The following is an 18,678-nucleotide window of genomic DNA, read 5'->3' on the forward strand; positions in this document are numbered from 1 at the left end:
TGTCCCGTGTTCGCTGTTTTCCTCTCATGATCCCCAACCCCATAACCGGATCCCATACGACCATGCACAACATAGCCATCTACGACACCACCCTGCGCGACGGCAGCCAATCCGAGGAAATCCACCTGTCAACAGCGGACAAGATCAGGATCGCCTGCAAGCTCGATGATCTGGGCATCGGCTACATTGAAGGCGGTTGGCCGGGGTCCAATCCAACGGACATGAGCTTTTTCAAGGAGATCAAGAACTACGAGCTGAAAACCTCCAAGGTGGCCGCCTTTGGCAGCACGCACCTGGCCAATTCGTCACCTGAAACCGACAAAAATCTCCAGTCCCTGATTGCGGCCCGCACCGAGGTCATCACCATCTTTGGCAAAACCTGGGACATTCATGTGCAGGAAGCCCTGCGAACCACCCTGGATCGCAACCTGGAAATCATCCACAATTCCCTGGCCTTTCTCCGTCCCCAGGTGGCCGAGCTTTTTTTTGACGCTGAACATTTTTTCGACGGGTTCAAGGCCAACAGGGAATTTGCCATGGCCTGTCTGGATCGGGCCGTGCAAGCAGGCGCGGACAGTATCATCCTTTGCGACACCAACGGAGGGACCCTGCCCCATGAGGTGGGAGACATCGTGGCCCAGGTCCGCAAGGCCTTTCCCCACACCGTCCTCGGCATCCACGCCCACAATGACGGGGAACTGGCCGTGGCCAATTCCCTTCAGGCAGTGCAAAACGGAGTCAGGCATATTCAGGGGACCATCAATGGATACGGGGAGCGGTGCGGCAATGCCAATCTCTGCTCCATCATCCCCAATCTGGAAATCAAGATGGATATCCCCTGTCTGCCCCAGGGGTGCATGGCCAAACTGACCAATGTTTCCCATGTGGTCTCGGAAATCGCCAATGTCCGCTCTTTCCACCGACAGCCCTTTGTGGGCAAGTCTGCCTTTGCCCACAAGGGCGGTGTGCATGTGAGTGCGGTGCAGAAGAACCCTAAGACCTATGAACATATTCCGCCGGCTCTGGTGGGCAACAAACAGCGCATCCTCCTCTCGGACCTTGCCGGCCAGAGCAACATTTTGTTCAAGGCCAAACGGTACGGATTTGATCTGGACAAAAACGACCCCTTTGTTCTGGAACTCCTTTCAGAGCTCAAGCACCGGGAAAACAGGGGGTATGAGTTTTCCGCTGCCGAGGCGTCTTTCGAGCTTCTGCTCAATCGGGTCATGGGGAGATCACGGGATTACTTCAAGATCATTGCCTTCAGGGTCTTTGATACCCAGCGAAGCGAGGACGACGACCCCTTTACCGAGGCAACCGTCATGGTCAAGGTGGGGGGAATGGTCGAGCATACTGCAGCAACGGGCATGGGCCCGGTCAACGCCCTGGACAATGCCCTGCGCAAGGCCTTGCAGCGATTTTATCCCAATATCGCCACCATGCATCTGGTGGATTTCAAAGTCCGCGTCCTCTGGGACCTGAAAAACGACGACGGTCAATTTGCCGGCACGGCATCACAGGTTCGCGTACTTATCGAATCCCGCGATCAGCATACCCAATGGGTCACCGTGGGTGTGCATTACAACATTCTCGAAGCCAGCCGACAGGCCCTGGAAGATTCCATCAATTACAAGCTGTTCAAGGATGACCAGGCAAAACTGACCAGAGCTCTTCGTGACAGGGATCAATAGTCCAAGTCGGTATGAAAACAGGCAGAGCCTATGCCACAGATAGCCGTCTTCATCGACAACATGACCATGAATCCCCATCTGGCCTGCGAACACGGGCTGAGCATGGGGATTATTCTTGATTCCGGAGAACTGTGGATCTGGGATACCGGTCAGACCGGTTTGTTTATGGGCAACGCCATGGCCATGGGCATTCATCCGGGACGTGCCACAGGAGTGGTCCTGAGTCATGGTCACTACGATCATACCGGCGGTCTGAATCGGCTGTGGGAACAGGCTGATTTCCAGGGGCCCATTTACGGCCATCCCATGATCTTTGCCCGGCGCTTTGCCTCTCATGGGGAGACTCCCCCACGCGCCATCGGACTGCGCACCAATGCTCCCCGCAGACTTACCAAACAGTTCATTTCCGTTGAAAACCGTATGGAACTTGCCCCGGGTCTGACCATGTACACCAACATCACCAGACAACCGGGACATTACGAACCTATCCAGGGATTTTACCTGGATCAAGAAGCCACCCAACCCGATACCATCCCCGACGATGCCTGCCTGGTTCTTGAATCGCCCAATGGACCGATTCTCGTTCTCGGATGCTGCCACAGCGGCCTGGCCAACACTTGCGAACATATAGCCGAATGTCACGGCATCGATCGTTTCCACAGTCTCATCGGCGGACTCCATCTGGGCAGGGCGTCAGACGAGGCCATCGAAGAAACCTGCAGAACCATCAAGCGTTTCGGCTTCGAGTCCGTATTTGCTGGCCACTGCACGGGAGAAACGGCTCTGCCCAGCCTCCAAAAATCCCTGCCTGACATCGTCCACCCCATGGGTTCGGGCCTGTTCGTCAAATTGTAACAGCAGGGTCTTCGACCTGCGAACACAGCGCCATGACCTCTCTGCGATCACGTTCGATCGCATTGCAGAGCTCCCGGGTTTTTTCCGAAAGAATCTGTATCTGACTGAAATGATTCGGTGTCTTCTGCATCATCATGGCATCGACACCAAACCATCCGGGAAGAACCGCTCCGAAGTAGAACCCGCGTCGTCTGAGCCCGGAACAGATCAACCCCGCTCCCGGTGATGCCAGGGAAATGAACACCTGGTTCACCTCAAAAGAATCATCTTCCAGTTCCCCATCCAGAACCTCCACTCCATCCCCGCCCACATGGGACAGATGAATACGTCTGATGGAGGGAGCCTCGAACCGTTCCACCCGCATTTCCGTCGAACCGCTTCCTTCCTCCTGACCGTCCGCCTTGAAACGCCGACTGACCGGAACTCCGGCGTACAGTTTTTTGATCATCTCTTCATAAACCGGGGGGATAAAAAGCGTCTGTCCCCCGTCCTCCTTGATGATGGAGAAAAAAAGACACGCCGTCCTTTCCCGTGAACCAACGTCTTCTGATCTGCCCTCATTTACCGGCATGAGCGCAACTTCCAGCCCTGTATAGGGGAAGTGAAAACTCTCAGCCATTTTCTGGGAAATGAGATGATTGCACACGGCCTCGCCGTACAGGGCATGCAGTGAAGGTGTTTCGTCAAAATAGGTCATGGTTGCTTTGACCAGGTCCGAAGCGATCCCGCGCTTGCGATAGGCAGGAGCCACCATCATCATGCCCAGTTCCTTCATGCCCGGATGAGGGGCACTGCTCTGAAACATGGCATGAACACCCACCACCGTATCATCGGAAGTCAGGCATACCAGGGTATGAACCTCTCCACTTGCATGACGGGCGCAAAGTTCATCGGGATCATACCAGATATCCACCGGGTAGGTTTCGCCGTAAAGAGCATACGTGAGCCGGGCTATGCCGGTTGCATGGTCAGGGGCAAAGGGACAAATACGAGTGGCAAGACCGGGCGTGTATACCCCGGGATCAGCAGCAAGCCGTTGCAAAAGTTGAACGCGCAAGGATGACCTCCTTATTCTGGGTGGCAAGATGGACAGAAGGGACAAACAAAGGATTTGTTATTGCCAAGGCGCTTTGTAATCAGTACTGCACAGGCGTTCAACACGCATTTATGCTGGATACCTTGCACGCGCAACGTATTTTCTTCCAGGTTACCCCCAAGAAGATGCCCATTCCACGAGGCAAAGCATGTCTAACAATGATGTCCGCTCATGTTGCTATCCCGCTCGAAATGAAGCCATCCCCGAGGTAACGGGTTTCATTGAAACAACCGCAAGCCGGCACGGATTCACCCCTCAGGCCAGCATGAAACTCCAGCTGGCCGTGGAAGAAATCGTCCAGTACATTGCAGGGACCGCTCCGGGACAAATGCTTACTTTCATGCTGCAGACCTGGGCCAATCACATGACCCTTTTGGTGGAGCTGGCAGCAGATGCCGTTGACCTGCGTATTTTCAATCTCACCTGGAAAACAGACCTGGAAAGCCAGGCATCCCTCAATGCCATGGGTCTGAACCTGGCCGCCCGCTATGCAGACCGGTTTGCCCTTTCCCAGACGGAAAACGGCATGCTCAGGTTCCAGTTCGGGGTGGACAGGGAAATCCCGGACATGGCCTCCGTAACAACACCCCCTGCGCCTTTTTCCCATTGGAGACTCACCCGGCCACGCGCCCAGCACATGCCCATGTGCCACGCGTTGGCCGCAAGGTGCCTGGGCCGATTCAAAAACCTTCCATCCCTCATCCATGTGGGGCGTCTTCACAACCTGTGCCTCCATGACGAACTCAACGGGGCCGTGGCTGTTTCCGACCAGGACCAGGTGGTGGGATGCGCCCTCTCTGCCCGTGGCCAGGATGGACTGACCTCTTTCTTCGGGCCCTTTGTCAGCCTCTCTTGTTCGACGGAGGAACGGCAGAGAATGGCGGTCTCCCTCACGGAATACGCGCTGGAACAGACCGCCCGCAAAAACATTCCGGGGATGTACTGCCTTTTCAACGATCCGGATTGTTTCCCGGCCCATTATTTCACCCGCATCGGAAAAATGGCCCTGCTGTGCCGGGATGGGAGCCGTGAACACGTTCCCGCCCATTACTTTCCCCTGCGCGACGACCCCGGAGCTGATCTTTATTTTCATCCCCTGGTTCAGGATTTTCTTCAGGCCCGCATCAGGGAACAATATCTTTCAAGACAGATGATCGATGCCAGCCCCCTGCACCAGGAGATCTGTTCCAAACACCCCCATACCGTGTTGGGAGTGGACATGGACCCCAAAAGTCTTACAGTGCGGATGCATCTGCTAATGTATGGAGCCGATGTGGTGACAATCCTTGATGATCATTTGCGCCTTTTTGCTCAAAAGGGCATGAGAACCCTTTTGTTCACGACCGATCTTTCCCGTCCTTCCCATGCCCTTATTCTTCCCCATCTCCTTGAACGAGGATTTGAAACCGCCGTATTTGTCCCCCTGGGCAATCAGGGAGGGGACCAACTGGTCCTCCAATGCTGTCGGGACGAAAACGGGGAGGGAGAACCGTCATGAAATTCCAACCCTCCATGCTCGTTCCCGATTTTGTACGGACCTTTGAGCCCTATATTCCGTCACAACCTGATCATGTGCTCAAGCAACGTTTTGGCGTCGATCATCTTTACCGGTTGAACAACAACGAAAATCCCCTGGGACCACCACCGGCTGCAGCCTCCATTCTGCGTTCCATGGATCCCATGATGGTTTCGCGCTATCCCAGCGGAGACGCCAGTGATCTGCGCACCAAACTGGCCCACCACCTGGATATGGGACCCGATCAGATCGTTCCGGGCAATGGGGCCACGGAAATCATCCAGTTCGTGATCAAGGCCTTTTGTGAGTCCGGGGACAACATCGTCACTGCCGACAAGACCTTTGCCGTGTATGAATGGGTGGCTGAATTCTCCGGCATTGAGAGCCGTCTCACCCCTCTCAGGGACAACCGATTCGATCCCAAGGCCCTGCTCTCCTTTATTGACCGCCGCACCAAAATCGTTTTCGTGTGCAATCCCAACAATCCCACGGGCACGTACTGGACCCTCCAGGAACTTGACGACTTCATGCAGCACGTGGACGGACGCTGCATTGTTGTGCTGGACGAGGCCTATTGCGAATTTGTGGAAGAGCCCGACTTTCCCGACGGATCCCTTTTGGTGGAAAAATATCCCAATCTTCTTGTCTTTCGGACCTTTTCCAAGATGTATGCCCTGGCCGGCCTGCGCATCGGCTACCTGATCGGTCATCCGGCCACGGTCTATGACGTCTGCCGCACAAGAATCGTCTATTCCACCAATGTCATTGCCCAGCAGGCGGCCCTTGCGGCCCTGGATGACAAAGAACACATCACAAGAACCCGAAACATGGTCAGGGAATCGCGAAACTATCTGGAAAAAGAATTTGAACGCCTTGGCCTGCCATGCATCAGTGGACAGGGAAATTATATTGTCGCCCGCATGCCCTTTAACGACCAGCTGGCCTACAGGATGCTCATGAAACAGGGCATGATGGTCAGGACAATGACCGGATTCAGATTCCCCAATCACATCAGGATCACTTTGCACAGCAAACCCGTCATGCAACGCTTTATCAACGCCCTTGAGCACGTTCTGGACCAGTGGTCTGCCTCCACCAGAAATCCGGTCTGAATTCTCCCCGACAACAAACCAGAAATCCACCATGGTGGCCAATATCCAGGAAATCGGCTGCAGTTCCACCTGATTTGACGCCATGGACAATGCATCAGGTGCCCTGCCCTTTGCCACGGACGTCCATCCTCCCGACGTGCTCTGGCCTGGTGCCAAACGGTCAGGGGTTCCCCACGCCATCAACAGGGCCATTCACACGGGCAGGGCCTCGGTAATGGCACGCAACAGGATTCGTCCCATTACTGACGTCCGTGTCTTGGGCAGCATATGGACAGCAGGTTGCAGGCAACCTCCTGTTCCGACTCCTGGATCATGGCCCCGGGTCATCGGATTGATGGTGTGGGATCAATGGCGATTGGTGGTTACCAAATGAAAGATGCCTACGGTTGCTTGCAGACAGACGGCTGTTCATCTGACACCCTTTGAGGCAGCCGGGACACGCACACTACCCCACCCAAAGCGCAACAGGCTGCCACGCCGAAAAGTATGGCAAAGGAAGAGGTCCTGCCCATGATAAAGGCCCCGCACAGGGGACCGACAACAAAAGCCACATCCATCATGAACAGCATGAGGTTGGTGTTGAGACCGCGCAGGTCATCGGGAGAGATCAGGAACATGACAGCGTTGAGCAAAGGCAAAATAATGCCCAGACATATGCCATATATGACTGTAGCCAGAAGGAACTGGGGTCGGCCGGAAAGGTGACCGAAAAAAACCAGGACCAGGCAGAAAAGTATGCCCGTACCCAGCAAAACCCTTTTTTTGTCCCACCTGTCGAAAAACATGTTCCCCCCAAGGCGCATGGCAATGATGGCCGCGGTGGAGACGGTAAAAAACACGCCTGCATTGGCCACGCCGATAGTCGGGGCAAAATCCTTGATCATGTAGAGGATGGTGGTGGAAGCCGTAAAAAAACAGAAGTTGGCCCCCAGGATATACCCAATGCCCGGTGTTGCCAGATTGGCAAGCAACAGGGCCAAGGAAATGGACTGTCTTGGGGGCCGCTTTTGATCCCGTTTTTTTCCGGCAAGAATGCCGCGCATGGGCGCCAAAAACAACAATGCAGGGATAACAAAGACCACGGCCATGGCATAGGTTGTGGACTCATCCAGGCCAAACCGCGCAAGGGCCCACTCGTTGAGTGGCGGCAAAATCGCATAAGGAATCAGGCTGGAAAGGGAAAAGATGCCAAATCCCTGCCCGCTCTTTTCCGGAGGGATGAACAGGACAAGAAGGGTTGCCACCGAAGAAAGCAGCACCACAAAGGCCACACCGTGAAGAATACGCACGGCCACCAATGCGGGAATCGTCAAGGCAAAGGGATACCAAAGAAGAGCCAGACCATTGACCAATAAGGAAATGTACACATAGCGCAGACCATTGCCGGCATGCAGAAACGGACTGATGAAGGGGCGAACCACACAGGCCGTCAGGGGCTGCAGAATCAGAAGAACCCCTATCCATTGATGGGGGATACCAAGGGTTACGAGGTAATGATAAAAGGTATAAAAAATGGCGATATTACAAAAGCCGAACAAGGCTGTCAGACTTAATGTGACAAACCCGTAGGAAAAAAGACTGGATCTGGAGGCCATGGCAAACTCCCACCATCAAGGCGTGATACACAAGACCAAATAGAGAAATGGAACGGGATTCACAACCGGATTCCCCATAGCCCTTGGGGTTGCATGCCAACACAATCCCAGGCCGCATTGTTTGGCAAAAAACACGCTCCTTTTGCACAATACATGCGATAAAACAAGAAAAAAAACAGCGTATTTGCCATGACCCCGGCATGGTGAACGCGTTGCGTCTCCCTGGCCGTAAACCAGCTGCCATATGACGTCGGGCCCCTGTTTTCCCTTGATCCGCAGGCCAAGGGGCTTTAAGAAAGAGGTTATGCCCAACAAACCCCTTGCTGAATCCATGCGTCCCCAAAGCCTGGACGATTTTGTCGGTCAAAGCCATATCAAGCAGCGCATCCGGGCCATGATGGCCGCAACCCGTCTCCCGAGCCTGCTCTTTTTCGGCCCTCCGGGCTGCGGCAAATCAACCCTGGCTCTGCTCCTGGCCCGGCATACCGGTCGTCCCTTTGCCCGTTTCAGCGCTCCGGAAACAGGCATTGCCGCTTTGCGCAAACAGATTGCCAACCTGGAAATCATTGTTCTGGACGAACTCCACCGCTACTCCAAGGCCCAGCAGGACTTTTTTCTCCCCCTGCTGGAAAACGGGGATATCATCCTTTTGGCCACCACCACGGAAAATCCTTCTTTCAGCGTCACCAACCAGCTTTTGTCGCGGCTTCATGTCCTGCGCCTCAGGGGCCTCAACCTGGCCGAAATGGTGCAGATCGCCCAAAAAGGGGCTGCTCACCTGCACGAATACATTCCCGAAGAAAGCCTTGATCTGCTGGGCCGCCAGGCCGGAGGGGACGCCAGAACCCTGCTCAATCTGGTGGAATACACCAGCAAGCTCGACCCCAAGGAACGGGATCCCAACAATCTGAGCGCGGCCCTGCCCGAAATCGTGGCCCGGGGAGACCGCGACGGCGATTCCCATTACGAACTCATTTCAGGGCTTATCAAGTCCATCCGGGGCAGCGACCCCGACGCCTCCCTGTACTACCTGGCCTGCTTGCTGGAATCCGGGGAAGACCCCAAGTTCGTTGCTCGAAGGCTCATCCTCTCGGCCTCGGAAGACGTGGGCCTGGCTGATCCCCGTGCCATGCCCATGGCGGTTGCCTGCCAGCAAGCCATTGAATTTCTGGGTATGCCCGAAGGGTTCATCCCCCTGGCAGAAACCACTGTCTATCTGGCCCTGGCTCCCAAGAGCAATTCAGCCTATGCCGGGTATCTGGCCGCCATGCAGGAGATCCGCCGCAACGGCCCCAAACCCGTTCCCCTGCATCTGAGGAATGCATCCACCAGGTTGCAAAAGGAATGGGGATACGGCAAGGGATATAAATACCCCCATGCATTTCCCGAATCCTGGATCGAGCAGGAATATCTGCCTCCCGAGGTGCGTGTCCGACAGTTCTATCATCCCAAGCAGCAGGGAGAGGAACCCAGACTGCAGACCTGGCTGCAGGCCAAAAAACGATCCGCAAAAGCGCCCCAACCAGGCCCCGGAAAAATTCCGAGAAAACAGGACTCCTGAACCCTCTGTGTGGCCGACTCGGTCTGGAAATGTCAGACAGCCCTCTTGGCTGGCTGCTTCCAACGGTTAACACGACTGGCATTCATTCACCATTGAACACCTTTTCAACCCACAACACTCCATACCTCATGGCAAACACCCTTCTTCCCCGTGATATTCATGCATTTCTGGCCACCCAGGTCCTTGGACAGGACGACGTCCTGCGCAAGGTGTCCGTGGCCCTGTACAAACACATAAACGGCCTTGGCACAGGCAATATCCTGCTCATCGGTAACAGCGGCACCGGCAAGACAACCATCATGAAGGCCGTAAGAAGCTTTTACGCTTCCTACGAAGAACTGGCCCCCTTTCGGGCCACCACCATCCTCAACGCCAATATTCTTCAGGGCGAACAGGCCGGTGACGTGGATACCGGACGCATTTTCCGCAACCTGGAAACCGACGTGCGCACCCGCTTTGGTGCGGATCTTCCGACCGAAACCATTCAGACCTATCTGGAACACGGCACCGTGTGCATAGATGAACTGGACAAGATCGCCTCGCGCATTCTTGGAAAGGTCAATGCCTCGGGCATTGGCATCCAGCAGGCCCTGCTGACCATTCTCGAAGGGGAAAAAATCTCCTTTGAACCGGCCGGAAGTCCCGATCCCATCCTTCTGGACACGTCCAGGATGTTCTTTCTCTGTGGCGGGGCCTTTGAGGACATGTACGACACCGTGTTCAAACTCATTTCCGAACATGGCGACGAACGCCGTTTTCGGGAAAGCCTGGGAACGGATGCCGAAGGACGCATCAGCTATGTGGTTGATTTTTCGCTCAAGGAATATCTCAAACTGTCGGATCTTTTTGTCTACGGCATGGCTCCCCAATTCATTTCCCGTTTCAGCGATATTGCCGTGCTGGAAGATCTGGGGGAATCCGAGTTGAACAATATTCTGGTGTCAGCTCCCGACTCTCCTCTCAAGGCCGCCACCAGCTATTTCAAGGCCATGGGCTTTGACCTGGAAATCACTCCCGAGGCCAGGGAAACCATTGTCAAACAGGCCTTGCAGAACTCACGCATCGGAGCCCGGGCCCTGCGTGAGACCCTGGGACGGGTCATTGCCCCCCTGGAATTTGATCCGGCAGCTTCACCCTGCCTCACAACCGAGAATGACCAGAACATACTCCGCATTGACCCGGCCTGGGTGCAGGAACGACTGAGCCAGGGGAGGTAATCAAGATACATACATAACGGAACGCATCTTGCTTAAGTCAACAAGGAATTCAATTGGCACGCCTCACTTTCTCATATTACTGGAACAGTCTCGAGGTAGCAATGCATACATTCACATCCCTTGTTGAACGCGGCGCCCGGGAAGGTGTCTCCGACATGCACATCAGTGGCGGGCATCCCATTGTCTACCGGAAAAACGGCAGCATAGTTTTTGTGGACACAGTGGTCCTGACCCCCAGTCAGGTCGACGCCCTGGTACTCAAGATGCTTGGTCCGCGCCATTTGCGCATCCTGCGGGAACGCTTGTCCGTTGATCTGGGCATGAACCTTGCGGGCATCCGGCTTCGGGTCAATATCTTCAATACGGTCCGCGGCCTGGCCATTGCTACCCGTTTCCTCCCGGCCCATGTGCCCACCCTGACCGACCTGAATCTGCACCCGGCCCTTACCCGTTTTTGTTCCCTGGATTCCGGACTGGTCCTTTTCTGTGGTCCCACGGGTTCGGGCAAATCAACCACCATTGCCTCCCTCCTGGACAAGATCAACGCCACCCGGGCAGCCCACGCCATCACCCTAGAAGATCCCATTGAATACTCCTTCCGTTCAGGCAAGGCCTTTTTTCAGCAGCGGGAACTGGGGGAACATTTTCTCTCTTTTGAACAGGGGCTGGTGGATATTCTCCGGGAAGATCCGGACATTATCATGGTTGGCGAATTGCGCGATCCCGAAACCATCCGTTTGACCCTCAGCGCTGCCGAGTCGGGCCACCTGGTTTTTGCCTCCCTGCATGCCAGCAACATGCAAGAGGCCATCTACCGCATATGCAATTCCTTCCCCCTGGAAGCCCAGGAATTTGTCAGGCACCAGCTTGCCTCCTGTTTGGGCGGCATTGTTGTCCAAAAACTCATCTATGAAAAACGGCTGGGCTTCAGAATCCCGCATCTTTCCATGCTCTTTCCCTCCCCGGCCATTGGCAATACGGTCCGGGAAAACAAAATCGAACAGATTCATAACATCATGGAATTGAGTAAGGACAAGGACGTGTACACCTTTTCCCGCTACCGCAAAGAATTTTTGAACACCAAAAACCGCTTCACTCCGCCATGGAACACGCTGACTCCCAGGATCACAGCCAAAGCAACACCACGGCACACCTCATCCGTGCTGACTTCTGCCCAGGTAGCTCCACAAGAGGATATAGACGCATCCTCCACGCGGTGCGTGAGCCTGGATGGCAACACATGCCAGGTTGACGAGATCATCACCCGCATTGAATCACGCGGCATGGGGGCATAAACCGCCACCACACGAAAAAATAACGGGCCGGGATCATACCAGATCCCGGCCCGTTATGGTATTTTCCAAGGAAACGACCTCGCCATCAATCGGTTATCACGATCTCCCCGTTGCGCTCCTCAATATGCAATTCACTGGATGAAGGCCGAGATTGTTTGTTGATCACATCCCGGATCACCGAAGCAGGAATGGCAAAATTGAGGTTTTGAGTATGTTTCCCGTCCAGCATGAAAGCTGTCAGACCCAGAACTTCCCCCCTGCGGTTCAAAACCGGCCCCCCACTGCTTCCCGGAGAAATGGAGGCAGTAAGCTGTACATAGTGCTTTCCCCGTACCTTTCTGAAACCGCTTACAATCCCCTGTGACATGGTTTTTTCCAACCCAAGGGGAGAGGAAATCACAACAACAGGCTCACCCGTTCCAGAAGAGGAGGGGCTCAACACCAGAGGAACCCCGGTTTGGGCCGTGCGAAGCAGGGCAACGTCGGCTTCCCGGTCCACGGCCAGGATTTCCAAAACCCGGATGGGCTCATCCTTGAGATCCTTCTTCAGCTCCACATACCCGGCCCCATCCACCACATGGGCGTTGGTCACCACCACGTCAGGGGCAACATAAAAACCCGACCCCACTCCCGTGGGCGATCCCCCGCCAGTCTCATAGGTCAGAACAGTGACCACGGAATGGCGGGGTTTGGCGTACACCGCCTGAAAATCGTCAGAACCCGGAGGAAGCAACGCCCATGTAAAGGTTGATTGCAAAACCATAGCTGCCAGAACCAACCAACACCAACCGAAGATGCGCATGGACACAACTCCATATCCGTTTGTCATTCAATTTCTCTGCCCCCGAAAATTTTCCATACTTGTCTTGGTCAATACGCAACAGCCGAAAGAAAACCACCGCGGTCATATCCGGGCGTAAAAAGCAACAGGGCAAAATCATTGAATGATGCTACACGGAAATTCCCGGAACCGCCTTTATACACATTGCCAAAGGCATGCAAACCGATTTCCGGCACTTTGTAGGTTCCAGAATTCGGGGTGACCAGCTCGGAAATGGTTATGGTTCCGTCGTCAGCCAGTTCAAATACATCAAAATCGATATCCGTGCTGTTGTTCAGACCGTCCCACTGGAACTTATCAGGGGAATCTTCCGAAGTTCCATTTTGAACATGGGTAAAATAATCCGTGTAAGAACTCCACTGGCTGATTTTTCGCGGAGGCCATTGAGGATTCCATGTACCACTGATTACCGGTTCGCCATAGACATACCGCTTTCGGGGAACAATATCGTAGGCAATGCTGTTGGGATCTTCATGATCGGGGATTGAAGGATCTGAAGTATCGTACATGTCCCCATAAAAGACATTAATTTTGTTTACCTTGGTTGTTTTTTCATATCCCTCGCGCATCCGTACAACCAAGGAAGTGTTATCGTGTACAATTTGACCGTCATACGGAGTTCCGTGACCATACTGATTCCCCTGAATATACGGATCGTACGATTCAGGAAGTTCCTTATAGGCCAGCCATCGGCGCTGCAAGGAACCATCGTCCTGCACTTCCTGGTGCCAGAGAACCAAAAGCAGGGTATCGGTAAGATCCTTGCCCGGAATATGGGGCTTGATGCCATCGGGGATCATATCGTGAAGATACGCTTCCTGGACAGTGGCAGATTTATTCCAGTTCCTACCCCAATACAAAGTGTTTCCAGACGTGACGAAATTATCAGCAGAATCATCATAAAGGACCAAAATTTTTCTCTCATCAGGGAGGACATCGACAACGGTCGCACTTACCCAACTCCATTCTCTTATCCACCCCACCTCATTTCCAGCCTTCAACCTATTCGGCAGGTCATCGTTGAGAATAATATACGATGAAGTCCCATATCCCCCAAACTTCATCATGGAAACACCCAGGCAGTCATAATCTCCATTGGAGGGACGCATGCGCACGCTCAGTCCTTCTCCTCCATATTTCAGGTCCTTACCATTGGACAGCTTGACCTGAACATCATAATCCAGCTGATACCCGTTCTGTCTCCACGCGTTTTCTATGGTATCTTCTTTTCTCAGAGCAAACGTGCCCATTTTGGTATCATCGGTACTTGTGGGAATGCTGGTCATGGTGGCAAACAGGGAATTCCCACCTGCAGTGATATACGACGCAACCTCCATGCCTTCCCCGTTCACAGCACTGAAATTGTCACTCAGATCCTTTTTTGTTTTAAAAGTAATTGATTCCGGAACCTCCCCCTTGAAACTGTCGGTCACGGGAACAGCATATTTCACTGTTCTGGATGCACCAAAGGAATCAGAACCAATGCTGCCCGTTGATTCCAAAACAAGATTCTTTTTGAAAACTATTTTTGATTCGGACCCCGGACCAATGGTGATTCCTTCAAACTGTGTGTTGTCCCGATCAAAAACATCCTTCAGGGTCAGGGTTGTTCCATCAATAACTGCCCTTTCGTAAAACAACAAACGATCATCAAAATCACCAATGGTCGTTCCTTGCAAAATTCTGAAATATCCGTTTTTTGGAGGGATACAATATGTTCCTGATTGTAGTTGGTTATTCAAAGCAAGAGTGATATCGCCGCCTGGTTCAACCGTTTGACTTGTTTGAACAGGAAAGGCCAGATAAAGCATATCATCTGAATAGACTCTGCTTCTTACCCTACAGGTAACACGTAAACCGGAACGGTCGAGCACAGCACCGGAAAAATCAAAGGGCGTGCACTCGTCATTGTTTCTATCAAATCGTACAAGTGTCCCGCTGGCAGGGAAATCAAAATTATCCGGAATCTCGGCAGGAAAATACAAAGTTGCCCTGGACCCGGAAGAAAAATCGCTTTTGGCATATAACCAGAAGGTTTTCACGTCCAAAGAAAATTGCCCTGTGCCATCAGGCATCTGATAGGTGCATCCATCCAGCTGGTTTTCCAGAACATCGCGTTTTTCATCATCAGCGTTTTTATCGTCAACTGATCCACCAGGGGCATTATCCGTATTCTTGTACAATGTTGCAGCATACCGCAATCCTGCTTCTGCCAAATAATAGGCATTCTGGTTGCTGTTGTGAGACACGATGTTGAACATGCCCGTGGAATTCAGGGAAACCACTGCGGCTCCCAAAGCCCCAATGAGCACCATGGCGACAATAAGGACCACAAGGATCGAACCGCGATTTCTGGCAGGGCGGACACAAGCATCCAAGGGAAAAAATATTTGATGAATTTCGTGTTCGGTATGCATATATTCTCCTCAACAGCCCTGTCTGGCATTCTAGAGATTGGGCAATACCGCGTTAGCGCGATGGTTATTACGCACGTCGATCAAGGATACGTACTCCACATCAGATCCGTCTGGCCGGGCTAGAATCAAGGTCATCTCGATGAACGCAAGGTCATTGATACTATCACTAACCACCCAATTGGACTCGTCTTCTTTCTTATACGACAAAAACTTTTTACCTGAATAATCTCCCAATCCATCAATAAGCAAACGATCAGGCGTGCCTTTTTCTTTGAGAACAATGGTGCTCTCCGTCCTAATCAATCGGTATTCCTGATCCCCATCACCTCGGGTGGATATATAGTGGAGGCGGTTTTTCGCGGCTCTGGAAATCGATTCCAAAAATCCCAATTCCAGGGCTATGCGTGTTGAGGCAAGCTGGGCCTTTTCCGTCAAAGTCACCGTATCCCGGCTGAACATATACGACTCCACGGTCTGAACCAATCCCATACCTGCAAAGGCGGTGATAATCGCCACCAACAGCAGAGAGACAATGATCTCGATCAGGGTGAATCCGTGTTGCTTGTGGTTCATGAAAACTCCACGCTGTAGGCTCTTTATTCCATGCTATTCAACAAAAACAGAACTCAGGGATTGACCGTTTTTTTCCAGGGTAACCAGCAGAATGGAATTGGAACCCTGGCTTTGACTTATATTCGAGGCCACATAATTTTTCCCCCCGGATGATGTAAACGAAATGAAACCCGTCTTGGAGGAAGAAACATAGGGGCTGATTTCAGTATCCGTATCAATAAAACTTTTGAGAAGTCCCAAATTAAACTCATCCGCCTTGGTATTTTCGAGCAACGTCCTGTATTCCGTGGTAATACGTTCCATGGCTGCATGCAGATCTGTCTGGGTATTGAAACGGATCGCCGGACGAACTGCATTCAAGGAACTCGTACGCACAAACTGGACCATCATGACACCAAGAATAGACCCCACAATGCAGACAAGGATGACCTCCAAAAGGGTAAAACCGTGTGCTGAGTGATTATTCATAGTACACCTACACCATTAACATCATTGACTGATTGAAAGGTTGCATCGGTATGGTATGTATCAGGGAACATACCCCGTAAAAGAAACAATAGATATGGTGGCATTTTTCCCATTAGACGCAATAATGGTAATGATGGCATTATCATCCCGAGGTTGACCTGTCTCATCCAAGGGACACCCCGTTTTATCAAAAGCGAAGCTACCGGGAGTCATAGACGCCATCCCCTTGTCGGCCAAAATGATATCATCCGAATCCTCACCCGGAAACCGAACCTTGCCGGAACGTGCACTGTATAAGTAATAGCTGGTCCCGGTGCTGTTGACTCCCCAGACTTCTTCCATGGCCATGGCCCGGCTTTGGGCATAACGGAGGTGCGATTTGATGACATCTGTCTGACTCACAAGGTCAGCATTGGTATCCAATGATCGTGCAACAGCAACAACCGCCAAAATACCCAAAATGATCAACACGGTCACGACCTCAATCAAAGTAAATCCATCGGACCTGGATGACGATCTTTGCAGCAACATGAAAACCTCATTCCGTTATCAGGCTCATACCTACCCGCCCAACAAAACTATATGTTTCAAAACGATTTTTTTAAAGACAATATGGGGAACGACCTTGCCCCAGCAGAGTGCATTACGGTCTGGGGCAAACATAGCTTTTCTAACCCATCACGTCAACATCATGAACAAAAAAACAGACCCAATGTATTACAATGGTTACCTGCCCAAAAACAAAAAAAGACAGAAAAACTGCCTTCTTTTCTCGGTAAACAACATGCCATCAAGAACTCGCATTAAGTACGCTCCTCTTCCGAAGATTCAGGCATGTCCTGAAGAACATCCCCGACATCTTCCTGCCGGGCAATCCTGACCGTCTGCCCCATGCCTGAAGAAGCCCGGGGACGAGCTTTTTTGTGCAAATCAAATCCGGCCCCGCTATAACTCACCAGCCAGTTGTCCAAATCAGCCTGCAAACCCCGTACCCCAGGGATGCGCACAATCTCCCGCAACATGGCCTCCAGGCCTGATGCGGAAAAATCCCCGCTGGGGTCTTTTTTAAGAATGCCGTTCAGATACACCGTGTTCTTGGTGGTGGTGAAATCCAGTTGGGAAAGATCTGCAAAATGTCGGACCAGGGCACTTTTTACAGACTGATTGATCTGATAACGCGAAAGAGTAAGATAAGAAGAGGAGTTTGAGTTCATAAAGTTCAAAGGGTACGACATAAAGAGAGTACATAACAATTCGGGCTGATTCAAAAATATTGTTCTTCATGTGACAAACATAATACACTAGGCAAATTCACCATTAATTCAGAAAACGCCAGAGAATAAAGAACGTTTTATCCAAAGCGCAAGTTAACATGAAAGATAGGCGTTCGGCAAAATTGTTTTTATCAAAAAAAATGGAAAGAAATATTGTCCTGCATTGCTGTATACCAATAAAAATATTCCTGATAAGTAAATAGTTTTGTATATCTTGTTAGCGTTGGGAAATTGAAGTTTTTTTACACAGCAAAACATCACCTTGAATAGAAAAAAATGTCAAAAAAGATATTTTTATCCAATATTGCTTATACAAATATTGTAATGACATGATACATCTTTCTCTGCATAGAAAAACTCCGGGCAGAAATTCTAAGAGATCTGGACATCCTATTCCATCACTTCTGCGAGGAAGCTGTGAACTACACCCTGATTGAGGAACTAGGCAGAACTCTCGGTGCCATGCTAAAAAATCTTCATACAATCAGATCAGTACCCGTAAATATCATCAACAAAATTTTGGAAATGATTTAAGAGAACATAGATATTTAGCCAGTGAAAGATCGTTTATTGTTAGCAAAAAAATACTGTTAGTGGATAAAAGTTAACTTCGAAAGTCGACCCTTTATTCATATCCATCAATTCCAATAGTAGCAAATAACAGACACCAAAAGACAGTCATAAGCCTGAATTTTAGTGTCTGTTATTTTTTCTATTTTAAGAATTAGAAGCAGGATTTGGCATGGTACACGTTGAATTGTTTACAGAATCAGTATAACCATCAGGCATGTCCAGCTCTATTGTTATAGTATCAGCTCCAAGAGTAACTGTTTTAATATCAAAATCTCCCAAGTCTGTATCAAGAATAGATGTGCTAGTAGCATTACCTATAGCAGCATCTACATCTCCACCATTATTGAGCAAAGAATCAGAAAAGTGCATCAGAATTTGAGAAGAAGCCGCAGCACAGGCTCCAAGTTTAGCTTTTTCACGAGCTTCATCCTGCATATTCATAAATTTCGGCACAGCCACTGCCGCCAAAATACCCAGAATGATCAAAACGGCAATGATTTCAATAAGCGTAAAACCCTGTTCCCTTTTTCTCGTTTCTCTCTTCATCCGGTTCAACCTCCATAATAGATTATTCGGACACATGTGATCCCCAAG

The 18,678-nt window shown here is 51.5% G+C and carries 18 protein-coding genes; 9 read left to right on the top strand and 9 right to left on the bottom strand.

Translation table 11 applies throughout. The annotated features are described in order from the left end of the window. Positions 1-62: 62 nt before the first annotated feature. Complete coding sequence (cimA, locus tag DPF_RS08355; RefSeq protein WP_069858996.1) at positions 63-1,691, top strand: citramalate synthase; 1,629 nt, start codon at positions 63-65, stop codon at positions 1,689-1,691. Between the two features lie 30 nt (positions 1,692-1,721). Beyond that, positions 1,722-2,546, top strand: a complete 825-nt coding sequence (locus DPF_RS08360; RefSeq protein WP_069858998.1) for an MBL fold metallo-hydrolase — start codon at positions 1,722-1,724, stop codon at positions 2,544-2,546. Here DPF_RS08360 and DPF_RS08365 read toward each other — a convergent pair. Beyond that, complete coding sequence (locus DPF_RS08365; protein ID WP_069859000.1) at positions 2,536-3,603, bottom strand: GNAT family N-acetyltransferase; 1,068 nt, start codon at positions 3,601-3,603, stop codon at positions 2,536-2,538. The two genes, DPF_RS08360 and DPF_RS08365, sit on opposite strands and share 11 nt — an antisense overlap. A 187-nt stretch (positions 3,604-3,790) precedes the next feature. Between DPF_RS08365 and DPF_RS08375 the strand changes: the two genes are divergently transcribed. The 3 genes from DPF_RS08375 (at position 3,791) to DPF_RS08385 (ending at position 6,643) form a co-directional block, all read left to right on the top strand. Beyond that, positions 3,791-5,140, top strand: a complete 1,350-nt coding sequence (locus DPF_RS08375) for an ATP-binding protein (RefSeq protein ID WP_083254579.1) — start codon at positions 3,791-3,793, stop codon at positions 5,138-5,140. Continuing rightward, positions 5,137-6,270, top strand: coding sequence for a histidinol-phosphate transaminase (gene hisC / locus DPF_RS08380; protein WP_069859005.1), 1,134 nt, complete (start codon positions 5,137-5,139; stop codon positions 6,268-6,270). Before DPF_RS08375 ends, hisC begins: the two co-directional genes overlap by 4 nt. A gap of 82 nt (positions 6,271-6,352) precedes the next feature. After that, the gene (locus DPF_RS08385) at positions 6,353-6,643 is read left to right on the top strand and encodes a hypothetical protein (protein ID WP_069859007.1); all 291 of its coding nucleotides are present in this window, start codon (positions 6,353-6,355) and stop codon (positions 6,641-6,643) included. Between the two features lie 7 nt (positions 6,644-6,650). Here DPF_RS08385 and DPF_RS08390 read toward each other — a convergent pair whose 3' ends face one another. Then, the gene (locus DPF_RS08390; RefSeq protein ID WP_069859009.1) at positions 6,651-7,865 is read right to left on the bottom strand and encodes an MFS transporter; all 1,215 of its coding nucleotides are present in this window, start codon (positions 7,863-7,865) and stop codon (positions 6,651-6,653) included. A gap of 304 nt (positions 7,866-8,169) precedes the next feature. On the opposite strand from DPF_RS08390, the gene DPF_RS08395 reads away from it, so the two are divergent. The 3 genes from DPF_RS08395 to DPF_RS08405 all read left to right on the top strand — a co-directional run bounded on the left by DPF_RS08395 (position 8,170) and on the right by DPF_RS08405 (position 11,938). Beyond that, a complete protein-coding gene (locus tag DPF_RS08395; protein ID WP_231702160.1) occupies positions 8,170-9,426 on the top strand; it encodes a replication-associated recombination protein A in 1,257 nt (418 codons plus the stop codon). A gap of 128 nt (positions 9,427-9,554) precedes the next feature. Continuing rightward, a complete protein-coding gene (locus DPF_RS08400) occupies positions 9,555-10,643 on the top strand; it encodes an AAA family ATPase (RefSeq protein ID WP_069859013.1) in 1,089 nt (362 codons plus the stop codon). A gap of 101 nt (positions 10,644-10,744) precedes the next feature. Further along, positions 10,745-11,938 carry a type IV pilus twitching motility protein PilT gene (locus DPF_RS08405; protein ID WP_069859015.1) on the top strand — a complete coding sequence of 398 codons (1,194 nt, stop codon included), beginning with the start codon at positions 10,745-10,747 and terminating at the stop codon, positions 11,936-11,938. A gap of 85 nt (positions 11,939-12,023) precedes the next feature. Here DPF_RS08405 and DPF_RS08410 read toward each other — a convergent pair whose 3' ends face one another. The 5 genes from DPF_RS08410 to DPF_RS08430 all read right to left on the bottom strand — a co-directional run bounded on the left by DPF_RS08410 (position 12,024) and on the right by DPF_RS08430 (position 16,768). After that, on the bottom strand, positions 12,024-12,740 hold the full coding sequence (locus DPF_RS08410) for a S1C family serine protease (RefSeq protein ID WP_069859017.1): 717 nt from the start codon (positions 12,738-12,740) through the stop codon (positions 12,024-12,026). Positions 12,741-12,808: 68 nt separating this feature from the next. Next, complete coding sequence (locus tag DPF_RS08415; RefSeq protein WP_069859019.1) at positions 12,809-15,196, bottom strand: hypothetical protein; 2,388 nt, start codon at positions 15,194-15,196, stop codon at positions 12,809-12,811. A gap of 30 nt (positions 15,197-15,226) precedes the next feature. Further along, a complete protein-coding gene (locus DPF_RS08420) occupies positions 15,227-15,769 on the bottom strand; it encodes a prepilin-type N-terminal cleavage/methylation domain-containing protein (protein ID WP_069859021.1) in 543 nt (180 codons plus the stop codon). A gap of 33 nt (positions 15,770-15,802) precedes the next feature. Then, positions 15,803-16,237 carry a PulJ/GspJ family protein gene (locus tag DPF_RS08425; RefSeq protein ID WP_069859023.1) on the bottom strand — a complete coding sequence of 145 codons (435 nt, stop codon included), beginning with the start codon at positions 16,235-16,237 and terminating at the stop codon, positions 15,803-15,805. A 60-nt stretch (positions 16,238-16,297) separates the two neighbouring features. After that, positions 16,298-16,768 (bottom strand): pilus assembly FimT family protein, encoded by a 471-nt coding sequence (locus tag DPF_RS08430; RefSeq protein WP_069859025.1) that lies wholly within the window; start codon positions 16,766-16,768, stop codon positions 16,298-16,300. Between DPF_RS08430 and DPF_RS13915 the strand changes: the two genes are divergently transcribed. Next, positions 16,757-17,044 carry a hypothetical protein gene (locus DPF_RS13915; protein ID WP_141721099.1) on the top strand — a complete coding sequence of 96 codons (288 nt, stop codon included), beginning with the start codon at positions 16,757-16,759 and terminating at the stop codon, positions 17,042-17,044. The genes DPF_RS08430 and DPF_RS13915 overlap by 12 nt on opposite strands. On the opposite strand, the gene DPF_RS08435 is transcribed toward DPF_RS13915, so the two are convergent. Then, positions 17,041-17,451, bottom strand: a complete 411-nt coding sequence (locus DPF_RS08435) for a hypothetical protein (RefSeq protein ID WP_141721100.1) — start codon at positions 17,449-17,451, stop codon at positions 17,041-17,043. The two genes, DPF_RS13915 and DPF_RS08435, sit on opposite strands and share 4 nt — an antisense overlap. 777 nt (positions 17,452-18,228) lie before the next feature. Continuing rightward, positions 18,229-18,630: a type IV pilin protein gene (locus DPF_RS14390; protein WP_069859029.1), complete on the bottom strand. Its 402-nt coding sequence runs from the start codon at positions 18,628-18,630 to the stop codon at positions 18,229-18,231. Between the last annotated feature and the right edge of the window lie 48 nt (positions 18,631-18,678).

Source organism: Desulfoplanes formicivorans (genome assembly GCF_001748225.1).
GTDB classification, from domain to species: Bacteria; Desulfobacterota; Desulfovibrionia; order Desulfovibrionales; family Desulfomicrobiaceae; genus Desulfoplanes; species Desulfoplanes formicivorans.

Coding starts and splice junctions, on each gene's coding strand:
- DPF_RS08415 (WP_069859019.1), bottom strand. CDS start 15,196: ATGCATACCGAACACGAAATTCATCAAATATTTTTTCCCTTGGATGCT.
- DPF_RS08405 (WP_069859015.1), top strand. CDS start 10,745: ATGCATACATTCACATCCCTTGTTGAACGCGGCGCCCGGGAAGGTGTC.
- DPF_RS08400 (WP_069859013.1), top strand. CDS start 9,555: ATGGCAAACACCCTTCTTCCCCGTGATATTCATGCATTTCTGGCCACC.
- DPF_RS08395 (WP_231702160.1), top strand. CDS start 8,170: ATGCCCAACAAACCCCTTGCTGAATCCATGCGTCCCCAAAGCCTGGAC.
- DPF_RS14390 (WP_069859029.1), bottom strand. CDS start 18,630: ATGAAGAGAGAAACGAGAAAAAGGGAACAGGGTTTTACGCTTATTGAA.
- cimA (WP_069858996.1), top strand. CDS start 63: ATGCACAACATAGCCATCTACGACACCACCCTGCGCGACGGCAGCCAA.
- DPF_RS08425 (WP_069859023.1), bottom strand. CDS start 16,237: ATGAATAATCACTCAGCACACGGTTTTACCCTTTTGGAGGTCATCCTT.
- DPF_RS08430 (WP_069859025.1), bottom strand. CDS start 16,768: ATGTTGCTGCAAAGATCGTCATCCAGGTCCGATGGATTTACTTTGATT.
- DPF_RS08360 (WP_069858998.1), top strand. CDS start 1,722: ATGCCACAGATAGCCGTCTTCATCGACAACATGACCATGAATCCCCAT.
- DPF_RS08385 (WP_069859007.1), top strand. CDS start 6,353: ATGGACAATGCATCAGGTGCCCTGCCCTTTGCCACGGACGTCCATCCT.
- DPF_RS08390 (WP_069859009.1), bottom strand. CDS start 7,865: ATGGCCTCCAGATCCAGTCTTTTTTCCTACGGGTTTGTCACATTAAGT.
- DPF_RS08435 (WP_141721100.1), bottom strand. CDS start 17,451: ATGAACTCAAACTCCTCTTCTTATCTTACTCTTTCGCGTTATCAGATC.
- DPF_RS08420 (WP_069859021.1), bottom strand. CDS start 15,769: ATGAACCACAAGCAACACGGATTCACCCTGATCGAGATCATTGTCTCT.
- DPF_RS08410 (WP_069859017.1), bottom strand. CDS start 12,740: ATGCGCATCTTCGGTTGGTGTTGGTTGGTTCTGGCAGCTATGGTTTTG.
- hisC (WP_069859005.1), top strand. CDS start 5,137: ATGAAATTCCAACCCTCCATGCTCGTTCCCGATTTTGTACGGACCTTT.
- DPF_RS08375 (WP_083254579.1), top strand. CDS start 3,791: ATGTCTAACAATGATGTCCGCTCATGTTGCTATCCCGCTCGAAATGAA.